Origin of the sequence: Planctobacterium marinum, assembly GCF_020687805.1 — a bacterium.
Classification (GTDB): Bacteria; Pseudomonadota; Gammaproteobacteria; order Enterobacterales; family Alteromonadaceae; genus Planctobacterium; species Planctobacterium marinum.
Window position 1 is genome coordinate 957,471 of sequence record NZ_JAJEWQ010000002.1, and the last position, 17,163, is coordinate 974,633.

Genomic DNA, 17,163 nt, shown 5'->3' on the forward strand with positions numbered 1-17,163 from the left:
TTATAGCTGAACAGTGTCATTCTCGTTCAAAATCAGTAGTGGTACCGAGGAGTTTAACTGCTGGTGCATATGCAATAGCCTAAGCAGGGCAGAGTGGGAGCTGTGATCTCCCATTTGCCAACTGTTGTTGCCATAACCCCAGGGGATCATCACCTTACATTCCAGCTCTTCGGCAGCAATGAGAGCGTCCTCAGGCGTGGTGTGAACAAATCGGTACCAGGACCCTGCTTCAGGATGATAATAGGACGCAATCGGCATTAGACAGACATCCATTGCCCCAAGACGGTTTTTAATCTCTTTGAAATGTGGCGAATAGCCCGTATCACCCGCAAAGAAAATTTTGTGTTCAGCTTGCTCAATTACCCAACCGCCCCAAAGCGTGGTGTTTTCGTCTTCGTACAAAAAGGGAACCCAAATCCTGCCACTGAAATGGTTGGCAGGTACAAAGGTCAAATTGAGTTCATTCACTGAAGTTTCGGAAAACCAACTCATCTCATTAATAGTATAACCGCCATCAGGGAAATGCTCTGCAAAACCCATAGGCGTATAGTACTTAGCGCGGTTACCGATGGCTTCGATATCACTTTTGTTAAAATGGTCGTAGTGAATATGGGAATACAAAACGGCGTCTACGGATTGTAGTGTTTGCTCAGATAGCCATGCCGGTTCGCTGCGCTTAACACCGCCAGTCAGTTGGAACGCCCAGTTAACCGGCCAGTCGAATTGCCGACTAACAGGGTCAAGCAGTACCAGGCTGCCATCTGAACTTTTAATGGAAAAGCTGGCGTGCCCCAGCCATTGTATTTTAAATCCGCTTTGTAATTCAGTGGTTGATTGAGGGCCTGTATATCGACAATTCTGTGCCGGTGTCTGGCATTCAACCCAGGGTGATTCTGGATAACAATCCTCGGTGCAGGTCACCGGATATTCTGGCTTTTTGGAAATCAGATTGTTAAAGCGCACTTTGCTGGTGTCTTTCTCATTGTATTTGATAACGGCATCAGGCCCATTAATTTGCGTGATGCGGTTGTTACTACTACAACCGGCAAGAATCGCCATAGCTGACAGCACCACCAGACAGCCGCTAACTCTTTTATGCACTTTAATTCACCCCGAAAAAAACGCTATATTCTATCCGGATGATCGTAAATTGGTATTCTTTTTAGCAATAGTTTCAGCGCTTGCCAATAAATACCCCACAGGGTTTTGATGGTGATGTGGGGGAATTTAAACAGGGTTTTACCCATAGTGCGATTGTTTAACGGTGAACGTTTCAGAGCAATCGCTGCTGAAAAGTGCTTGTGCTCTTTTATGCAATCCAGCTGTAATTTTAGCGATTGACCGGGTGCTGCTATTTGCCATTGATATTGCATGTCGATGGGGTTAAATGGCGACACGTGAAAGGCTTTATCAGTCATATCTTGTTGTGCTAAGTCCACCAGGTAGCAATGTCTTTCGTTCCAGGGGGTGTTACTCACCTCAGCCAGCATGTGGGTGAAGTTTCCGTTTGAATCCTTCAAGTAGTAAAAATTAACCGGGCTAAAGTACATTCCTAAGATACGCAGTGGCGAAAGCAGAAATATCTTGCCAGTTAAGCTTTTACCGGCAAGCGACGACATGGTTTCCAGCGCTTCCTGTTTCAGACTGTTTTGGTTTTTAGACAGGTAATCACTGCGCCTAAACTGTACCCAATTAAAGCGGCCTTCACTGAAAAAGCGCAATTGTTTGTCCAAAAGCTGAACTTCGTCCAGGTCCAGCCAAAACATCATGATATGGTATTTAAAACTGTGCACTTTAGGGCTGTACCTGTGATGCCAGGTTTCACCAATGTACAGAGCACTGTTTAAATGAATATCATCTTCTTTCACAGGGTTTCACCGAAACGTTGGCATACATCTAAGGCACTCTTCAGGCCATCTTCATGAAAACCGTTGTACCAATAAGCGCCGCAAAAGTGCAATCCCTCAACACCACAAATTTGCTTCCGCTGTTGCTGTGCTTTGATGGTCTGCTCACTAAATTGTGGATGTGCATAGTTAAATTTGCGCAGAATCTTTTCCGGGTTGATTTTGTGCGTGGCATTCAGGGTGACACAGAAGGTGGTGTCGGATGTCAGACGCTGCAAGATATTCATATCATAGGTTAGTGTGGCCGGTGCGGTTTGTTCATCACTGCTACCATCCAACAGATAATTCCAACTGGCCCAGGCTAATGGCCGTTTTGGTAACAGGTTTGTGTCTGTGTGTAAAACCACTTCGTTGTCAGCATAGGGAATGGCTCCCAGAATAGATTGCTGCTGTTCGCTGGGGTTATCTAACATTTTCAGTGCCTGGTCACTATGACAGGCGAAAATTACCTCTTCATAAATACCATTCAGGTTTTCGTTGTGGCTTTCGACAAAATAACCTTGCTCATTTTTAACCACCTTTGTTACACCACTGTTCAGAAAAATTCGGTCTTTAAAGTTGGTAGTTAGTGGGCCAATGTAGCTGCGCGAGCCACCTATCAGGGTATACCATTGTGGGCGGTCAGTGATGTTGAGCAGCCCATGATTCATAAAAAACTGCAAAAAGAAGCGCAAAGGGAACTGTCTGACATTTTCCAGGCTGGAGGACCAGATGGCGGCACACATGGGTAGGATATAGTTGTGAGCAAAATCATCACTCAACTGGTGTTTATCCATTAAGTCGCCCAGTGTGGCATTGCTGTCAAACGTTGGGGTAGAGTGTTCCAGTTTGCACAGCTTGTTGAATTTCAGGATATCCCTGACTATGCGAATAAACTTTGGTCTTAGCAGGTTACGCCGCTGGGCGAACAGAGTATTCAGGGTGTTGCCATTATATTCCAGGTTTTGTGCGGTGTTTTTGACACTGAAACTCATTTCAGTGGGTTGCCGTTTTACCTTTAACTGATCCATCAGTTTAATGAAATTGGGATAGGTCCAGTCATTGAATACGATAAAGCCGGTATCAATCGCGTAAGATTTACCTGCCACGTCAACATCGACCGTGGCAGTATGACCGCCGATATAATCATTGGCTTCGAAAATCGTGATGTCGTGGTGTTTGTGTAATAAGTAGCCGCAAGTTAACCCTGATATTCCGGTACCGATAATCGCAATCTTTTTGCTCACTGTTATGCCTTGTAATTCTTGATTTTGTTTTTGACGAATCGAACCAGATTTTTGAGCACCGGAATGTGTTCATAGAACATGGCCCCCATGTCATAAAAATCGGTTTGCGCAACAATTAAATTATTATCTATTTTGAGTTCACTTACGCCGTCCAGCTTAATTTCGTTGCCTCCGGCCAGTTTGGGATGTTCCAGTATCATTACCCAGCGAACAAAGGCGAAATCCGTCGCATTGGTGATGTGCTGGATGTGAAACTCACAGCGCCGGGTGGTTTCCAGCAGGTGTTTGAAATATTCATGCACAGTCACCAATCCCACATGGCTCCCCACCGGGTCGGTAAAAATGATATCTGGGTGGTAGATAGTTTGCAGTTGTTCCAACTTATCTGTTCGTAAATCTTTGTAGAAATCGGTAAAGTTATCTAATACTGACATTGAAGTCGCTCGTGGTAGAGTCTGAATGTTCCTTCGATTAGTACAGGCCAGAAGGAATTTAAGATCAAGGTTAATCCATATGTGTGCCGATTCAGTAAACAACAGTAACGACGAGTTATTGGGAGAATAAAGTTTTGTCAGATTCTGTGCAAATTCCGTTATTTCCTCTGTCCGCTCATATTTTTCCCGGCGGCAAGATGGCGCTTCGGATATTTGAAGCCCGCTATCTGCGCATGGTGAAAGAAACCTTAAAAGCGCAAACCGGATTTGGCATTTGTATGTTTAACGCCCATGGTGATAAAGAAAGAAATCAACATATTTATCCGATAGGCACATACGTCAAGATCATTGACTTTGACATGCTGGATGATGGTTTGCTTGGTATCACTGTTGAAGGGCAGTACTTGTTCACGGCGGGGGAAATTCAGACACAGCAAGACGGCTTGCGGGTGGGGGAAATTGAGGAATTACCTTTGTGGTCATCTGATACCTTTCCCGGTATAGACGCCCCGTTATTGCAGGAGCGTCTGGTGCAAATCATAGCCAGTTATCCGGAGCTTCAATCACTGTACACCGATCCTCCCCTAAAAGACTTGTCCTGGGTGGTGTTTCGATGGTTGGAATTGCTACCCATAAAGGCCGCAGACAAACAACAATTGATGACGCAACAAAACCCCAAAGTCGTCGTGGAATTTTTAGAATCATTAATCAGGTGATCTTTTTATCGCTAATGTCCGTAGTTTTGGATAAGCTCACAAAAAGGTAGAAATCATGCTGGTTGGAATGTCGGTGACTAAAGAGCAGGCGCGCGTTCGGGAACCCAAAGAATGCGCAAACGAAATGTCTGATTGCCTGCGTAAAGTAGCGGAACAGCGATGTCGGGTATCATTCTCCACGTTGTTCAGTTTTTTTGCTCCGAGGGTTAAATCTTACGCGCTCCGTCAAATAGGCAACGATGCGCTGGCCATGGAGCTGGTGCAGGACACCATGACCAATGTTTGGCAAAAAGCACACCTGTTCAATCAGGAAAAGGGCTCTCCTTCAACCTGGATATTTACCATTGCCCGAAATATTCGTTTTGACATGCTGCGCAAGCAGCAAAATCGCAAAGAAGACATATGCTCCGATGACTTGTGGCCAGTGCTGGTAGAGCAAACTGCCGATCCTGGCGAAGTCGATATCGAAGAGCAAACTACGCTCGACCAGGTGGGAGAATATCTGGACAAACTACCGGCGAAACAGCAGGTTGTGATAGAGGCAATCTATGTCAAAGGCAAATCCCAACAAGAAGTGGCTGATGAGTTGCAAATCCCTTTAGGTACGGTGAAGTCCCGCACCCGGTTAGCACTGCAAAGATTGAGAGAGATTTTAAAGGAACATGATTAAGTACCATCCCGACCACAATCAATTGCTTCAATTTGCCAGGGGCGAGGCAGAACCCGCCTGGGCGCTATTGATTGCTGCTCACGTTGATATGTGCCCGCATTGCCAGGATGAACTGGACAGCATCACCGAAAAGTTGAGTGAGCAGCTGTTACCAGAGGCATCATTGGCGACAACAGATATCAGCTTCGACAGCATGATGTTTGACATCATGAAGCTGGAACCCATCGAGACAGAGACGGTTATACCTGAAAAACACTTTCTGGAATGGGAAGGTCGACAGTTCGAGTTACCGCGGGCGCTGCGAAGAGTCGCGACAAAAACGGAGTCATGGACAAAATTGGTGGGTAAGCTTTGGCAGGCACCAGTAGATCTGGGTGATATGGGTAAAGGTCACTTTATCTATATGGAAAAAGGTGGCAGCGTGCCGGAGCACACACATCGTGGCAACGAGCTGACCCTGGTGATCAATGGCGAATTTGAAGATGGTCATCGCTGCTATGACACCGGTGATTTTATTTTGATGAACCAGGACAATACTCATATGCCGGTATCCAATCATGACGATGGCTGTCTGGTGTTTAGTTTTGTGGATCAGCCACTGCACTTTACCTCGGGACTAGCCCGTTTGCTAAACCCCTTTAGCCATTTATTCTTTAAATAAGCGAGCCGCTTTAGATAAAAGCGGCTGGTTGTTCTCTTAAACCACTCAGATAATATTCCCGCCCTAATTTGAAATGCCTGTTAATTAATCTGGTTAATGGTGACAGTTTAAAATCAGTGTTCTGATGTACTTTTTTATTAGGGGAGCTTCCCTAAATCCCCCTTTTGCCCCGGGTGCGAGAAAGCATAAGCCTGTAGGTCGGAATTTATTCCGACAAAAGGACTAAATTTAACCACAGCTGTCCGATTAAAATCGAACCTACAAACCAATCGGGTAAGCTTCAAGATCATCTTTCTGATTAATGTACGGGGTACAAACATCCCTGTGGCCTTTTTTTGCACCTGCAAAAAACGGCATTCACTACATCCACTTAGCTATGGCAGTCAGCCAGGCCATCCACGGCTGGCGCAACCGCTAGGCTCCTGGTTAGAGAAAGAGTTATCCTTTTGGTGAGCCCTTTTTCAAAATATCAACCTTCAGTGTTCTGATGTACTTTCTTCTTAGGGGAGCTCCCCTAAAACCCCCATTTGCCCCGGGTGAGAGAAAGCATAAGCCTCAAGCGAAGAACCTGAAAGACCGACAATGCTGGCACATCCTTGTGCCAGCATTGTCGGTCTTTCAGGTTTTTTCTTCACTTTCGGCTTATCTCGCACAGGGGCAGGAAACCTATGGACTTCGAACTAAACAGTGGAGGGGCAATGAAAGTACCAAAAATGAATGTCGTTGTTATTTTGAATAGCAGAAAAAAATCATTCGAAGTGGCTGCTTTTTTAAGATAGCTGTCACTTACCTTGTACTTCTCCACTGACTGCTAACACACCAGAGCGGACAACCGGTGTTAATGTTACGATTGACTACATTTTTAAGTTGGCGGACGTTCAACTCTTAATAAATGACTGCTTTCAGCGAAAGCCGGTTTATTGCGGCTTGTTATCTTTTTCCTATACATCCAGCTTTTGAAATCGAATGAAGACCCAAACATTTGATACTATAAAAAATCAATCTATATATCTAAATTTTCCCTTAAAGTATTCCCACTCACGACTATTTAATGTTGGTTGAAAATATTTCATATTCTCCCCACTAAGAGGTTCCCAATGCAAAAGCATGCCAATTTTTTTTGAGCGTATAATCATTATTTCCTGGCTCTTATACGTTTCAATGGACCTTGCCTCTAATTCCTTTTCGTTATTCTCAAGTTGTTCATCGGACAATAAACCAGGCCATTTGACACCGAGATTGTTTCCGACATCAACGCTTTTTATTGGAATGAATTTGTGAGGAGGGGGCTGCTTCCATCCGTAACTTGTTTCGAACGCATATTCATACCCAACAACTTGTATTGATGCATTTTGATAATTAGAAGGGAGTTTGCTGATATCGTGCAGAGTTCCTATCGCTATTGACTGAGCGTTATCTATCAATTCAGATACTGCTATATCAATTGCTTCAGCTTTAGCTCTTTCGTATTCCCCTTTACTAAGCAGCGGGTCTTTCAAGGGGGTTGCCATTTCTAAAGGGTAAAGAGAAAACATATAATCATCGAACAACGTTTGAAATTCGAAAGCTAAATCACTTTCTTCTATGCTGCAATCAAACTCGTTTTTAAAGGAATTAATCTCTTTTAGGTAATCTGATTCATCGGCTATTATAGCTTCAAATTTTGACAGTGAAATCAGTAGTTTATCATGCAAGAGATTTGCATAGGAATCTTGAAGTTCACTATTAAAAAATTTGTTATATTTGCACTTTTCTGAAGCGACCTTAAGTTCCGAGAATTTTGAGTATGCCTTGAAAGCATATTTAATAACATTATTATTTTGAGCTACCAATGGTGCGACATATAAAAATAAACCAAAACATAAAACTGTACTTCTTAACACTATTACTTCCAATTTACGATTTATAATAATTTTATCTAATTTCTGCTGATTTTTTAAAGCAGGTAAATAAACGTATCAGACAAAAAGCGTGAAGTCATCAGTACGAATCTGGATGAATGGCTTGGTTAGGCTTCGAGTTCATCTGAGTAATTCCATTACCCAAGATTTTTCTTGGAGCGGTAAATTGAATATTAGCAAGTAGCGATGACACCCATAACAAAGATCTAACTTCTAAATATGGGGCACAAACTGGCAGGCTAAAATGTCGAAGCCGCCTGCCTGTTTGTGTCCCCGCCCGCCGGCGGGCGGCATAATTTTTTTGTTATGCATAACTTAATATATCCTTATAGCCTTTAACGTGATTATTTTTACCGCACTTAAATCATATGTTTGACCACTTAAAACTTTAGGAACTATTCTTGATTTATATGTGGCCGTTTCATTGGTTTGTTGATGCCATTGCCATTGTTTGAAGTCACCACTTGAACTCTCTGGCTGCCCCTCCAATAGATATTTCCCATCTTTACCAACTTGGATGATATCCACGTTTTCTGCTCTTGCCTCCCTGACTTGAATATGAGTGTTTAAAAAACAAATAAAATCCCAATCAGAATGTTCATGAGCTGTTCCATTGGCTCTTGAGCCAATAAACCAAATAGACTTTATGTCTTCTTTTTCAAAAAGCCCTGACATTACGTTTTGAATATTTCGGGGTAGCTCGAAATTCATATAAATGCATAACGCCGCAAATAAACGGTAAAAATTAGTTGGCTAAACTTGTGAGGAACGAACAAAGCCATCAACTTGCGTGTATTCCAAGTCTGCGCTAGCAACGTTATTAATTTCTAAGGTTAAGCTGCTTATATAGCGAGGCTCTTGTGCTGAATCCGTAAGAGGGAAACGAATTATATATTTGTTTTCAGACTCAACAAAACTCGCGAAAGCCTGAAACCCCTTTGGAATTTCTAGTGAGCATCCAGCAGATAACGATGAAAAAAACGTCAGAAAAACTAAAAAATATCGCATCTTTATTATAGGTGTATAACGCTTACAATAACGGGAAAAGCCGAGTGCTTTGGCACGAAGTGCCTGCGAGGATTTTTCCCAATGAGCGCAGCGATTGCTGTTAATTGTTTTGTTAGCACTAAACATGCTTGCAAACCTTAGCAAGCTTTTGCTTCCTTTCTTCAAGTTCTTCGATTTTTGTATCTACATCTTGCTGTGCCGCTTTACTTTTGAACTTTTCCAACGTTAAGTGAAAGTCTATTATTTGAGATTTTGGGATTATAATCGTTTTGTTATTCTTGAAATCCCAAACTAAGTAATTACTTGATGAAACTGCAATTATACTTGCACATTTAACCTTACTCTTACCACCATGGTAAACGATGTTGTAAAAAGCAGCATATCCATTTTTTATACTAGAAGCATCTAATGAAGGAGATGTAAAAGGGGCAATTAAAATAAAAAATATAACTGGTACTATAACTAGTGAAATAACTACTGTGAAGAATGTTTTTGGTCGGCTAACCTTCGACTCCGCAACTTCTGCTTTGCTCCCCAGAAGAGAGGCAAGGATAAAAAGTCCAGACAAAAGAATTATTGATATAAAAAATGTCTTGCTAAGGAAAAGAAGTTTAATTAGATCGGTGAAGTCAACAAAATGCAGATAGCTCAAACCGAATTTTCCAAAATAGCTCTCTGCGTAGAAGATACTAATACCTAAAGATAAGCCTACTACAAGTGTAGAAATTGAAGGCCAGTGTTCCTTTGAAAACTCTAACATTGATAAAATCTGTGTTTTATTGAGCATGAACATCCTAGTTTAGTGCTAACAATTTAATATCGACCCATTGGATCGTTTTTCTACTTTAACTTGGGTAGATTATATACTTTGTGCTTGCGATAACAAATTTACCTAGGCAAGGTCACTTCTTGGAAGCAGAGGCTTTTCAATTTCTGGTCTGAGGACAGAAACGACCCAAAGGGTCGTTTTCCTGACTATGGGAGCAAACGCTTGTTTGAATTGGTTAATTAAAAAATTTTTCGATGACCGCTTTTGGCACAAATCGGCCCTTTAACAATTACCAATCGAACGTCAGCAAAACGGTATGAGCCGCCAATGAGCAAACTCATTTTAAATTGATTACATAATGCCTGGATGTTAGTTCGAAGCTCGGATAAATCTGGCCCTTTCGCGAGATAAGCTGAAAGCGCAGGAAAAACCTGAAGATTGGCAACAAGGATGTTGCCCAAGTCAATGCTGGCACACGGAAGTGCCATCATTGACGGTCTTCGGGTTCTGCGATTGAGGCTTATGTTGTCTCGCGTCCGGGCCAAAAGGGGGTTGAAGGGGATCTCCCCTTCGAAGAAGCAACATCATAGAACCAAATTTGAAGATCAGCATCCATCTTCAAATTGGTAAATTCCAGCGACAGATATACGGTAACCCCTGCCTTCTGGCAATAACCGCCACAATACTCATTTTGAATTCCTCAAAACCCTATACCTCTATCAGTTCGAAGTTCGGACTAATCTGGCCCTTTCGCGAGATATGCTGAGAGGGCAGGAAAAACCTGAAGATTGGCAACAAGGATCTTGCCCAAGTCAATGCCAGCGCAGGGAAGCGCTATCATTGACGGTCTTCCAGTTCTGACCTTGAGGCTTATGTTGTCTCGCGTCAGGGCCAAAGGGGGTTGAAGGGGACCGCCCTTTCGAAAAAACATCAGAGAACTAATGTAGAAGCTTCGCACCCTTCTTTAAACCTGGTATTGCCGAAATTACGGCCAAATTGCAGACACAAAAAAACGCGCCGAAGCGCGTTTTTTAATATCTGTTTAGCAGAATAAAACTTATCCCAACAAGTCACTATTGGGATAGTTTAGCCTCAGGGTTTCCATGGCATTATTTTTCAGTTCTTCCAGGCCCAGTAAATCGTAACATTCCACCATAATTTCCAGTGCGGTTTGCACATGCACGGTATCGGAGAAGTTTTCCACTATGTACTGACCTCTGTTAGCAGCTGCCACATAGGCTTCGCGCTTTATGTAATACCGGGCGATAGCTAATTCATAGCGGGCCAGGCGATCTTTAATAAACACCATACGCTTTTTAGCGTCAGCGGCATATTTGCTTTCGGGAAACTTAAAGATCAAATTGTTGAAGTCATTAAAGGCTTCGCGTGCTTTGGATGTATCTCTGTCGGCGCGATCTAAATTAAAAATCTCCTGAAAGAAATTTTTATCAAACTCCATATTCACGATGCCCCGCATGTAATAGGCGTAGTCTACATCTGAATGGTTGGGGTTTAGTCGGGTGAAACGATCAATAGTCGCCAAGGCTTCATCATTTTTACCGGATTTAAAATACGAATAAATCAGATCCAGTTGCACCTGACTGGAAAATGGGCCAAATGGATAACGGGAGTCCAGGGCACTTAAAATGGTTGCGGCGTTACTGTAGTTACCAATTTCCATTGCGGCTTTGGCATCTTCATATAATGCTTCTGCACCTTTGTTAGCAATTGCCAATTCTTCATCATCCGGGGAAGACGAACAGGCGGCCAGTACAGCAGTGAATAACAACGAAATGAGAGCGCGTCTAAAATTTGTTCGAGTCATATAAAATTTTATCTTGTTGTGCATTTAATTCGGGTCGCGTTTAGCGTCGACCGGCAATACTATACGATTCCCGTGCTGATAAGAACAATTAACTGCTATAAAAGTTCCGAATTCTGGTAACATAACGCTAATTTTTTGAACCTGAGCTGAAGGCTGTAACAGGTTTTCACACACATGAGTTTATTTAGGAAATTCTTTTGCAAGTTGTATCGTTAAGTGCCGAATTAGAACTTCAACATGCCGGGCTGCGTCTGGATCAATGTCTGGCCGAATGTTTTGATGATTTTTCTCGTTCGCGATTAAAAAACTGGATATTAGAAGGCAATGTCAAAGTCGATGGGCAGGTTGTCATTACTCCAAGGCTGAAAATGAAAGGCATTGAAGTGCTTGAACTGGAAGCACAGGTAGAAGATGAGGTTGGATATCAACCTGAAGATCTGCCAATTAACGTGGTGTATGAAGATGACGATATCATCATCGTGAATAAACCTGTGGGTTTAGTCGTGCATCCCGGTGCAGGAAATCAGTCCGGTACTTTGTTAAACGCACTACTTTATCATTACCCTGATATTTCAGTGGTGCCCCGTGCCGGTATTGTACATCGTCTTGATAAGGACACCTCCGGCTTAATGGTAGTGGCGAAAAATATTGCAGCCCATACGCAACTGGTTACCCAATTGCAGGCCAGAGAAATAAGCCGTGAATATGAAGCGGTTGCCATTGGGGCAATGGTGGGTGGCGGTACGGTAGATAAACCTATTGGCCGACACAGTACCAAGCGCGTGGCAATGGCCGTTAAAGAAATGGGCAAAGAGGCGGTTACCCATTATCGCGTTATTGAGCGGTTTCGCGAACATACCCATCTCAGGTTAAAGCTGGAAACTGGCCGTACTCACCAAATTCGCGTCCACATGGATTACATTAAACACAGCCTGGTGGGCGATCAGCTTTATGGCATTGGCTTGAAGTTGCCAAAAAGTGCGACAGAGCAGTTAACAGAACAGCTCAGAGGATTCAGACGTCAGGCCTTGCATGCTGTGCAGTTGGGTTTATTCCATCCGTTAACCGGTGAGTGGATGAGTTGGCAGGCACCGTTACCAGACGACATCAAAGCACTGCTGGTGGCTCTGCGGGAAGACACCGAAGCCTTTGATGAGTTTGCGTAATCAATAAAATTCATGTCCCATTATCTTATTCCTGAATGGCCGGCACCGGATTCGGTTAAGGCCATTTCTACATTGCGCACCGGTGGTGTAAGCCTTGCGCCTTTTGCATCGCAAAACCTGGGCTTACATGTGGGTGATGTCGCGGAGTCTGTGCAGCAAAATCGCAATAATTTACCATGCCCCGAACAGCCCGTATGGCTCAATCAGGTGCACGGCACTGATATCCTCGAACTCAACCATCAGTTAATTGTAAACAACACGGCAGATGGTAGTTACACCCGTGCTAAGCAGCGAGTTTGCGTGGTGATGACGGCAGATTGTTTGCCTGTATTGCTCACTGATACCGCTGGCAGCTTTGTGGCTGCGCTACATTGTGGTTGGCGGGGTTTGGCTGGTGGGATACTAGAGAAATTAATACAAACTATTACGCCTGAAGGGCAGGTGTTAGCCTGGTTGGGGCCCGCAATTGGACCGCAAGCCTTTGAGGTGGGAGGCGAAGTCCGCGAGGCGTTTGCCCCACAGCAAGATGCATTCAAGCCTATATCGGATGATAAATATCTGGCCGACATATTTGCAATAGCAACCATGAAGCTTAATGCCTGCGGCGTTCATCAGGTGTATGCCAGCGGGCTTTGTACCTATTCTGATGAATCTCGCTTTTTCAGTTATCGCAGAGATGGACAAACCGGAAGAATGGCAACACTTATCTGGTTGCAATAACTCCTGTCATCACAATTGCATTATTTTTAGTTAAATCTATTCTTGAATCTGTGCCCGGCAAACCCATCTAGTTCTGTAGTTAGTATTATTCGGAAGTAAGAATGAGATTAGATCGCTTAACCAGTAAATTTCAGGTCGCTATATCTGATGCGCAATCCCTCGCGTTAGGACGGGATCATCAATACATCGAGCCTGTTCATATCATGATGGCCCTCATGAATCAGGAAGGCAGTACCGTTAAATTATTAATGGAAGCCGCTGGCGTCAACGTTAATAGTCTGCGTTCTGTACTTGCTGAAGCACTTGATAAGTTACCACGCGTCTCCGGCATCGGTGGTGATGTCCAGCTTTCCAAGGAAGCGGTTGTCACATTGAACTTGTGCGATAAGGTGGCGCAAAAACGCAAAGATGATTACATCACCTCGGAGATATTTGTTTTGGCGGCCACCAAAGAGCCGGGCAAATTGGGTGAGTTATTGCGTAAGTTGGGTGCTACTGAACAAAATATCGAGGCGGCCATCGAGAAATTACGTGGCGGTCAAAAAGTGACTGATCCCAATGCCGAAGATGTCAGACAGGCATTGGAAAAGTACACCACCGACCTGACACTCAGAGCGGAGCAGGGCAAGCTGGACCCGGTAATAGGGCGCGATGAGGAAATTCGTCGCACTATCCAGGTATTGCAGCGCCGTACCAAAAATAACCCGGTATTAATTGGTGAACCAGGCGTAGGTAAAACCGCCATTGTGGAAGGCCTGGCCCAACGCATCATTAATGCAGAAGTGCCTGAGGGGCTAAAGCACAAGCGCGTTTTGTCACTGGACATGGGCGCGCTGGTGGCGGGTGCTAAGTACCGCGGCGAATTCGAGGAACGCTTAAAAGCGGTTTTATCTGAGTTAGCCAAAGAAGAAGGCAATGTCATCCTATTTATTGATGAGTTGCACACTATGGTGGGAGCCGGTAAAGGCGGCGAAGGGGCTATGGATGCCGGGAACATGCTTAAACCCGCGCTGGCACGCGGTGAATTGCACTGCGTGGGTGCCACCACTTTGGATGAATACCGCAAATACATTGAAAAAGATGCCGCCCTGGAACGTCGCTTCCAGAAAGTATTGGTGGAAGAGCCCACAGTGGAAGACACCATTGCCATACTGCGTGGTTTAAAAGAACGCTATGAATTACACCATTCGGTAGATATTACCGATCCGGCTATTGTTGCAGCCGCAGCCTTATCCCATCGTTATATCAGTGACCGTCAGTTGCCAGATAAAGCAATAGATTTGATTGACGAAGCGGCATCCCGTATTCGTCTGCAGATTGATTCAAAACCAGAGGATATGGATCGTCTGGAACGCAAAATCATTCAGTACAAACTGGAAGAACAGGCGCTCTCCAAAGAAACCGATGAAGCCAGCTTCAAGCGCCTCGCGGCCATGGAATTGGAACGCGAGAAGCTGGAAAACACGCTGGCAGAGCTGGAAAAAGTGTGGTCAGCAGAAAAAGTGGCCATGCAGGGTGCGCAACACATCAAACAAGAGCTTGAACAGGCAAAACTGGATCTGGAAATTGCTCGTCGTGCCCAGGACCTGAACAGAATGTCTGAATTGCAATATGGTCGTATTCCTGAGCTGGAACAAAAACTGGACTTTGCTAACCTGTCCGAGAAGCAACAGCATTCTACCTTGCTAAGGAATAAAGTAACTGACGTTGAAATAGCAGATGTGCTGTCACGCTGGACCGGCATACCAGTGAATAAAATGCTGGAAGGCGAAAAAGAAAAGTTATTGCAAATGGAAGAGCAATTGCATTCCCGGGTTATCGGTCAACAACAGGCTGTCGGCGTGGTGTCCAATGCAATTCGTCGTTCCAGAGCCGGGTTGTCTGATCCTAATCGCCCCATAGGTTCGTTTTTATTTTTGGGGCCCACCGGTGTCGGTAAAACTGAGCTGTGCAAAGCACTGGCTGAGTTTATGTTCGATACTGAAAATGCCATGGTGCGCATAGATATGTCTGAGTTTATGGAAAAACACTCAGTTGCCCGACTGGTAGGCGCGCCCCCCGGATATGTCGGGTATGATGAAGGCGGTTATCTGACCGAAGCGGTAAGACGTAAACCTTATTCGGTTATTCTCCTGGATGAAGTGGAAAAAGCCCACCCTGATGTCTTCAATATTTTATTGCAATTGTTAGATGATGGTCGCCTGACAGATGGTAAAGGGCGCACAGTTGACTTCAAAAATACTGTGGTGATCATGACCAGCAACCTGGGCTCAGATCTGATTCAGGAACAGCATCTGGAAAAAGACTACGAGCAAATGAAAACTACAGTCATGGAAGTGGTTGCTGACCATTTCCGTCCGGAATTTATTAACCGTATCGATGATACCGTGGTATTCCACCCGCTAGGCAAGTCACATATTAAGTCGATAGCGTCTATTCAGTTGCAGCACTTGCATAAGCGACTGGTGGAACAGGAGATGACCTTAGAGGTCACGGACGCGGCGTTAGCGAAAATTTCAGAAGCTGGATTCGATGCAGTGTTTGGCGCGCGCCCACTGAAAAGGGCGATTCAACAGGAAATTGAGAACCCATTGGCGCAACGATTATTGTCAGGTGATTTTAAAAAAGGTGACAATATTACAGTGGATGTTGACGGTGAAAACCTGACTTTCAATGCAAACGCCTAAGGAATTATTCTCTTAATCTAAAAGCATCAACCTGGTTGGTGCTTTTTTATTTTTACTTCTGTTAATAACCCTGTGTTTTTGTGCTATTTTCTCTGTCTACTTGGAGGAATGAATGACAGAAACAAAAAAGAAAGGCATTTACCTGTTGCCTAATCTTCTCACCACAGCTGGTATCTTCTCAGGATTTTATGCTGTTGTTGCTTCAATGAATGGACAGTTTATCTCTGCAGCCGTTGCCGTATTTATTGCCATGATCTTTGATGGACTGGATGGCCGGGTCGCCCGGATGACCAATACCCAAAGTGAATTTGGTGCTGAATATGATTCAATGGCAGATATGGTTTCTTTTGGTATGGCGCCAGCGTTAATAGCGTACAACTGGGCTTTGTCCGGACTCAATAAATTGGGTTGGTTAGCCGCATTTATTTATGTTGCCGGTGCTGCCTTAAGGCTGGCTCGCTTCAACACAACCGTAGAAACTGCGGATAAACGCTTCTTTCAGGGGCTGCCAAGCCCATCTGCTGCAGCACTGGTAGCCGGCATGGTTTGGGTCGGTGAAGAATACCAGGTAAAAGAGGTGTTCAATCTGGCATTTGTCGAGGTGCTGGTATGTTTGATTACTGCCGCCGCCGGAATTTTGATGGTGAGTAATTTCAAATATAATTCATTTAAAGAAGTAAACTGGCATGGCAAAGTGCCTTTCGTTGCCTTGTTACTGGTTTGTGTCGTATTCATCATTGTGGCAACAGAGCCATCTTTAGTTTTATTTCTGGTCTTCGCCCTATACACAGTCGCCGGGCCCATCAATACCTTTCGAACTGTAGACAAGGTTAAGTTGGAGCACGTCCTGGGTGATGCGGAAGAAGGCGATGCTGATTTTAAAGAATCAAAGCCCGCAGAGGTAACAGACAGTAACCAGGATAAAAAACAGAGCGAAGGCAGTTAAACCTGTTTTATATCGTTAATCCATAAAAAGCCGTCTGAAAGACGGCTTTTTTGTTGTTTAAATATACAGATCTCAATTAACTATCTGTTTTTTATGGATAAAATCGAATTAGAAGACTTCAGATAAAATAACTATTAATTTCTTAAATAGCGCTTGCAATCGCAAATTATCTGCTTATAATGCGCGCCACATTGAGTTGAACAGCTCAAGTCCAGGTTCTCAGAACTTAGATTTGAAAAGAAAGTTAAAATTTTTTTAGAAAAAAAGATTGACACTGTAACTCAACAGCGTAGAATGCGCCTCCGCTTCGGGAGATAAACGAAGAAGCTAACAAAAACAAGTTAGCAACGGTCGAAACACTGCATTCATCCGTGAATGGTTTCGACACTCGTACATCCGTGTACATCGTTCTTTAACAATCAGCAATAAGACAATCTGTGTGGGCATCGATTGATTTTGATGTCGACCCAAAAAATTTATATATTCGATTTTAATTGAAGAGTTTGATCATGGCTCAGATTGAACGC

Annotated in this window: 17 protein-coding genes; 7 read left to right on the forward strand and 10 right to left on the reverse strand. The window is 43.9% G+C overall.

The window, feature by feature from the left end; all coding sequences use genetic code 11:
• The 4 genes from LJ740_RS09685 to LJ740_RS09700 all read right to left on the reverse strand — a co-directional run bounded on the left by LJ740_RS09685 (position 1) and on the right by LJ740_RS09700 (position 3,567).
• Positions 1-1,059: an MBL fold metallo-hydrolase gene (locus tag LJ740_RS09685; RefSeq protein ID WP_229528910.1), complete on the reverse strand. Its 1,059-nt coding sequence runs from the start codon at positions 1,057-1,059 to the stop codon at positions 1-3.
• 65 nt (positions 1,060-1,124) lie between these two features.
• A complete protein-coding gene (locus LJ740_RS09690; RefSeq protein WP_229528863.1) occupies positions 1,125-1,868 on the reverse strand; it encodes a DUF1365 domain-containing protein in 744 nt (247 codons plus the stop codon).
• Entirely contained in the window at positions 1,865-3,133 is a 1,269-nt protein-coding gene (locus LJ740_RS09695; RefSeq protein WP_229528864.1) for an NAD(P)/FAD-dependent oxidoreductase, read from the reverse strand. The genes LJ740_RS09690 and LJ740_RS09695 overlap by 4 nt, the downstream gene beginning before the upstream one ends.
• A 2-nt stretch (positions 3,134-3,135) precedes the next feature.
• Positions 3,136-3,567 (reverse strand): nuclear transport factor 2 family protein, encoded by a 432-nt coding sequence (locus tag LJ740_RS09700; protein ID WP_229528865.1) that lies wholly within the window; start codon positions 3,565-3,567, stop codon positions 3,136-3,138.
• A gap of 134 nt (positions 3,568-3,701) precedes the next feature.
• On the opposite strand from LJ740_RS09700, the gene LJ740_RS09705 reads away from it, so the two are divergent.
• The 3 genes from LJ740_RS09705 to LJ740_RS09715 are packed head-to-tail and all read left to right on the forward strand — an operon-like array spanning position 3,702 to position 5,614.
• Positions 3,702-4,283, forward strand: a complete 582-nt coding sequence (locus tag LJ740_RS09705) for an LON peptidase substrate-binding domain-containing protein (protein ID WP_229528866.1) — start codon at positions 3,702-3,704, stop codon at positions 4,281-4,283.
• Positions 4,284-4,338: 55 nt separating this feature from the next.
• A complete protein-coding gene (locus LJ740_RS09710; protein ID WP_229528867.1) occupies positions 4,339-4,953 on the forward strand; it encodes a sigma-70 family RNA polymerase sigma factor in 615 nt (204 codons plus the stop codon).
• Positions 4,946-5,614, forward strand: coding sequence for a ChrR family anti-sigma-E factor (locus tag LJ740_RS09715; protein ID WP_229528868.1), 669 nt, complete (start codon positions 4,946-4,948; stop codon positions 5,612-5,614). Before LJ740_RS09710 ends, LJ740_RS09715 begins: the two co-directional genes overlap by 8 nt.
• Positions 5,615-6,612: 998 nt before the next feature.
• On the opposite strand, the gene LJ740_RS09720 is transcribed toward LJ740_RS09715, so the two are convergent.
• From LJ740_RS09720 to LJ740_RS09745, 6 genes are all read right to left on the reverse strand, one after another.
• Positions 6,613-7,497 (reverse strand): hypothetical protein, encoded by an 885-nt coding sequence (locus LJ740_RS09720; protein ID WP_229528869.1) that lies wholly within the window; start codon positions 7,495-7,497, stop codon positions 6,613-6,615.
• A 333-nt stretch (positions 7,498-7,830) separates the two neighbouring features.
• Positions 7,831-8,226, reverse strand: a complete 396-nt coding sequence (locus tag LJ740_RS09725; protein ID WP_229528870.1) for a nucleotidyltransferase domain-containing protein — start codon at positions 8,224-8,226, stop codon at positions 7,831-7,833.
• Between the two features lie 42 nt (positions 8,227-8,268).
• Positions 8,269-8,649 (reverse strand): hypothetical protein, encoded by a 381-nt coding sequence (locus LJ740_RS09730; RefSeq protein ID WP_229528871.1) that lies wholly within the window; start codon positions 8,647-8,649, stop codon positions 8,269-8,271.
• Positions 8,642-9,310, reverse strand: a complete 669-nt coding sequence (locus tag LJ740_RS09735; protein ID WP_229528872.1) for a hypothetical protein — start codon at positions 9,308-9,310, stop codon at positions 8,642-8,644. The genes LJ740_RS09730 and LJ740_RS09735 overlap by 8 nt, the downstream gene beginning before the upstream one ends.
• Positions 9,311-9,531: 221 nt before the next feature.
• On the reverse strand, positions 9,532-9,783 hold the full coding sequence (locus LJ740_RS09740) for a hypothetical protein (RefSeq protein ID WP_229528873.1): 252 nt from the start codon (positions 9,781-9,783) through the stop codon (positions 9,532-9,534).
• A gap of 566 nt (positions 9,784-10,349) precedes the next feature.
• Positions 10,350-11,117 carry an outer membrane protein assembly factor BamD gene (locus tag LJ740_RS09745; RefSeq protein ID WP_229528874.1) on the reverse strand — a complete coding sequence of 256 codons (768 nt, stop codon included), beginning with the start codon at positions 11,115-11,117 and terminating at the stop codon, positions 10,350-10,352.
• A gap of 197 nt (positions 11,118-11,314) precedes the next feature.
• Between LJ740_RS09745 and rluD the strand changes: the two genes are divergently transcribed.
• From rluD to pssA, 4 genes are all read left to right on the forward strand, one after another.
• A complete protein-coding gene (gene rluD / locus LJ740_RS09750) occupies positions 11,315-12,283 on the forward strand; it encodes a 23S rRNA pseudouridine(1911/1915/1917) synthase RluD (protein WP_267498189.1) in 969 nt (322 codons plus the stop codon).
• Positions 12,284-12,295: 12 nt separating this feature from the next.
• Positions 12,296-13,003, forward strand: a complete 708-nt coding sequence (gene pgeF, locus LJ740_RS09755; RefSeq protein ID WP_229528875.1) for a peptidoglycan editing factor PgeF — start codon at positions 12,296-12,298, stop codon at positions 13,001-13,003.
• Between the two features lie 101 nt (positions 13,004-13,104).
• The gene (gene clpB, locus LJ740_RS09760; protein ID WP_229528876.1) at positions 13,105-15,690 is read left to right on the forward strand and encodes an ATP-dependent chaperone ClpB; all 2,586 of its coding nucleotides are present in this window, start codon (positions 13,105-13,107) and stop codon (positions 15,688-15,690) included.
• A gap of 112 nt (positions 15,691-15,802) precedes the next feature.
• On the forward strand, positions 15,803-16,636 hold the full coding sequence (gene pssA, locus LJ740_RS09765) for a CDP-diacylglycerol--serine O-phosphatidyltransferase (protein WP_229528877.1): 834 nt from the start codon (positions 15,803-15,805) through the stop codon (positions 16,634-16,636).
• Positions 16,637-17,163 lie beyond the last annotated feature (527 nt).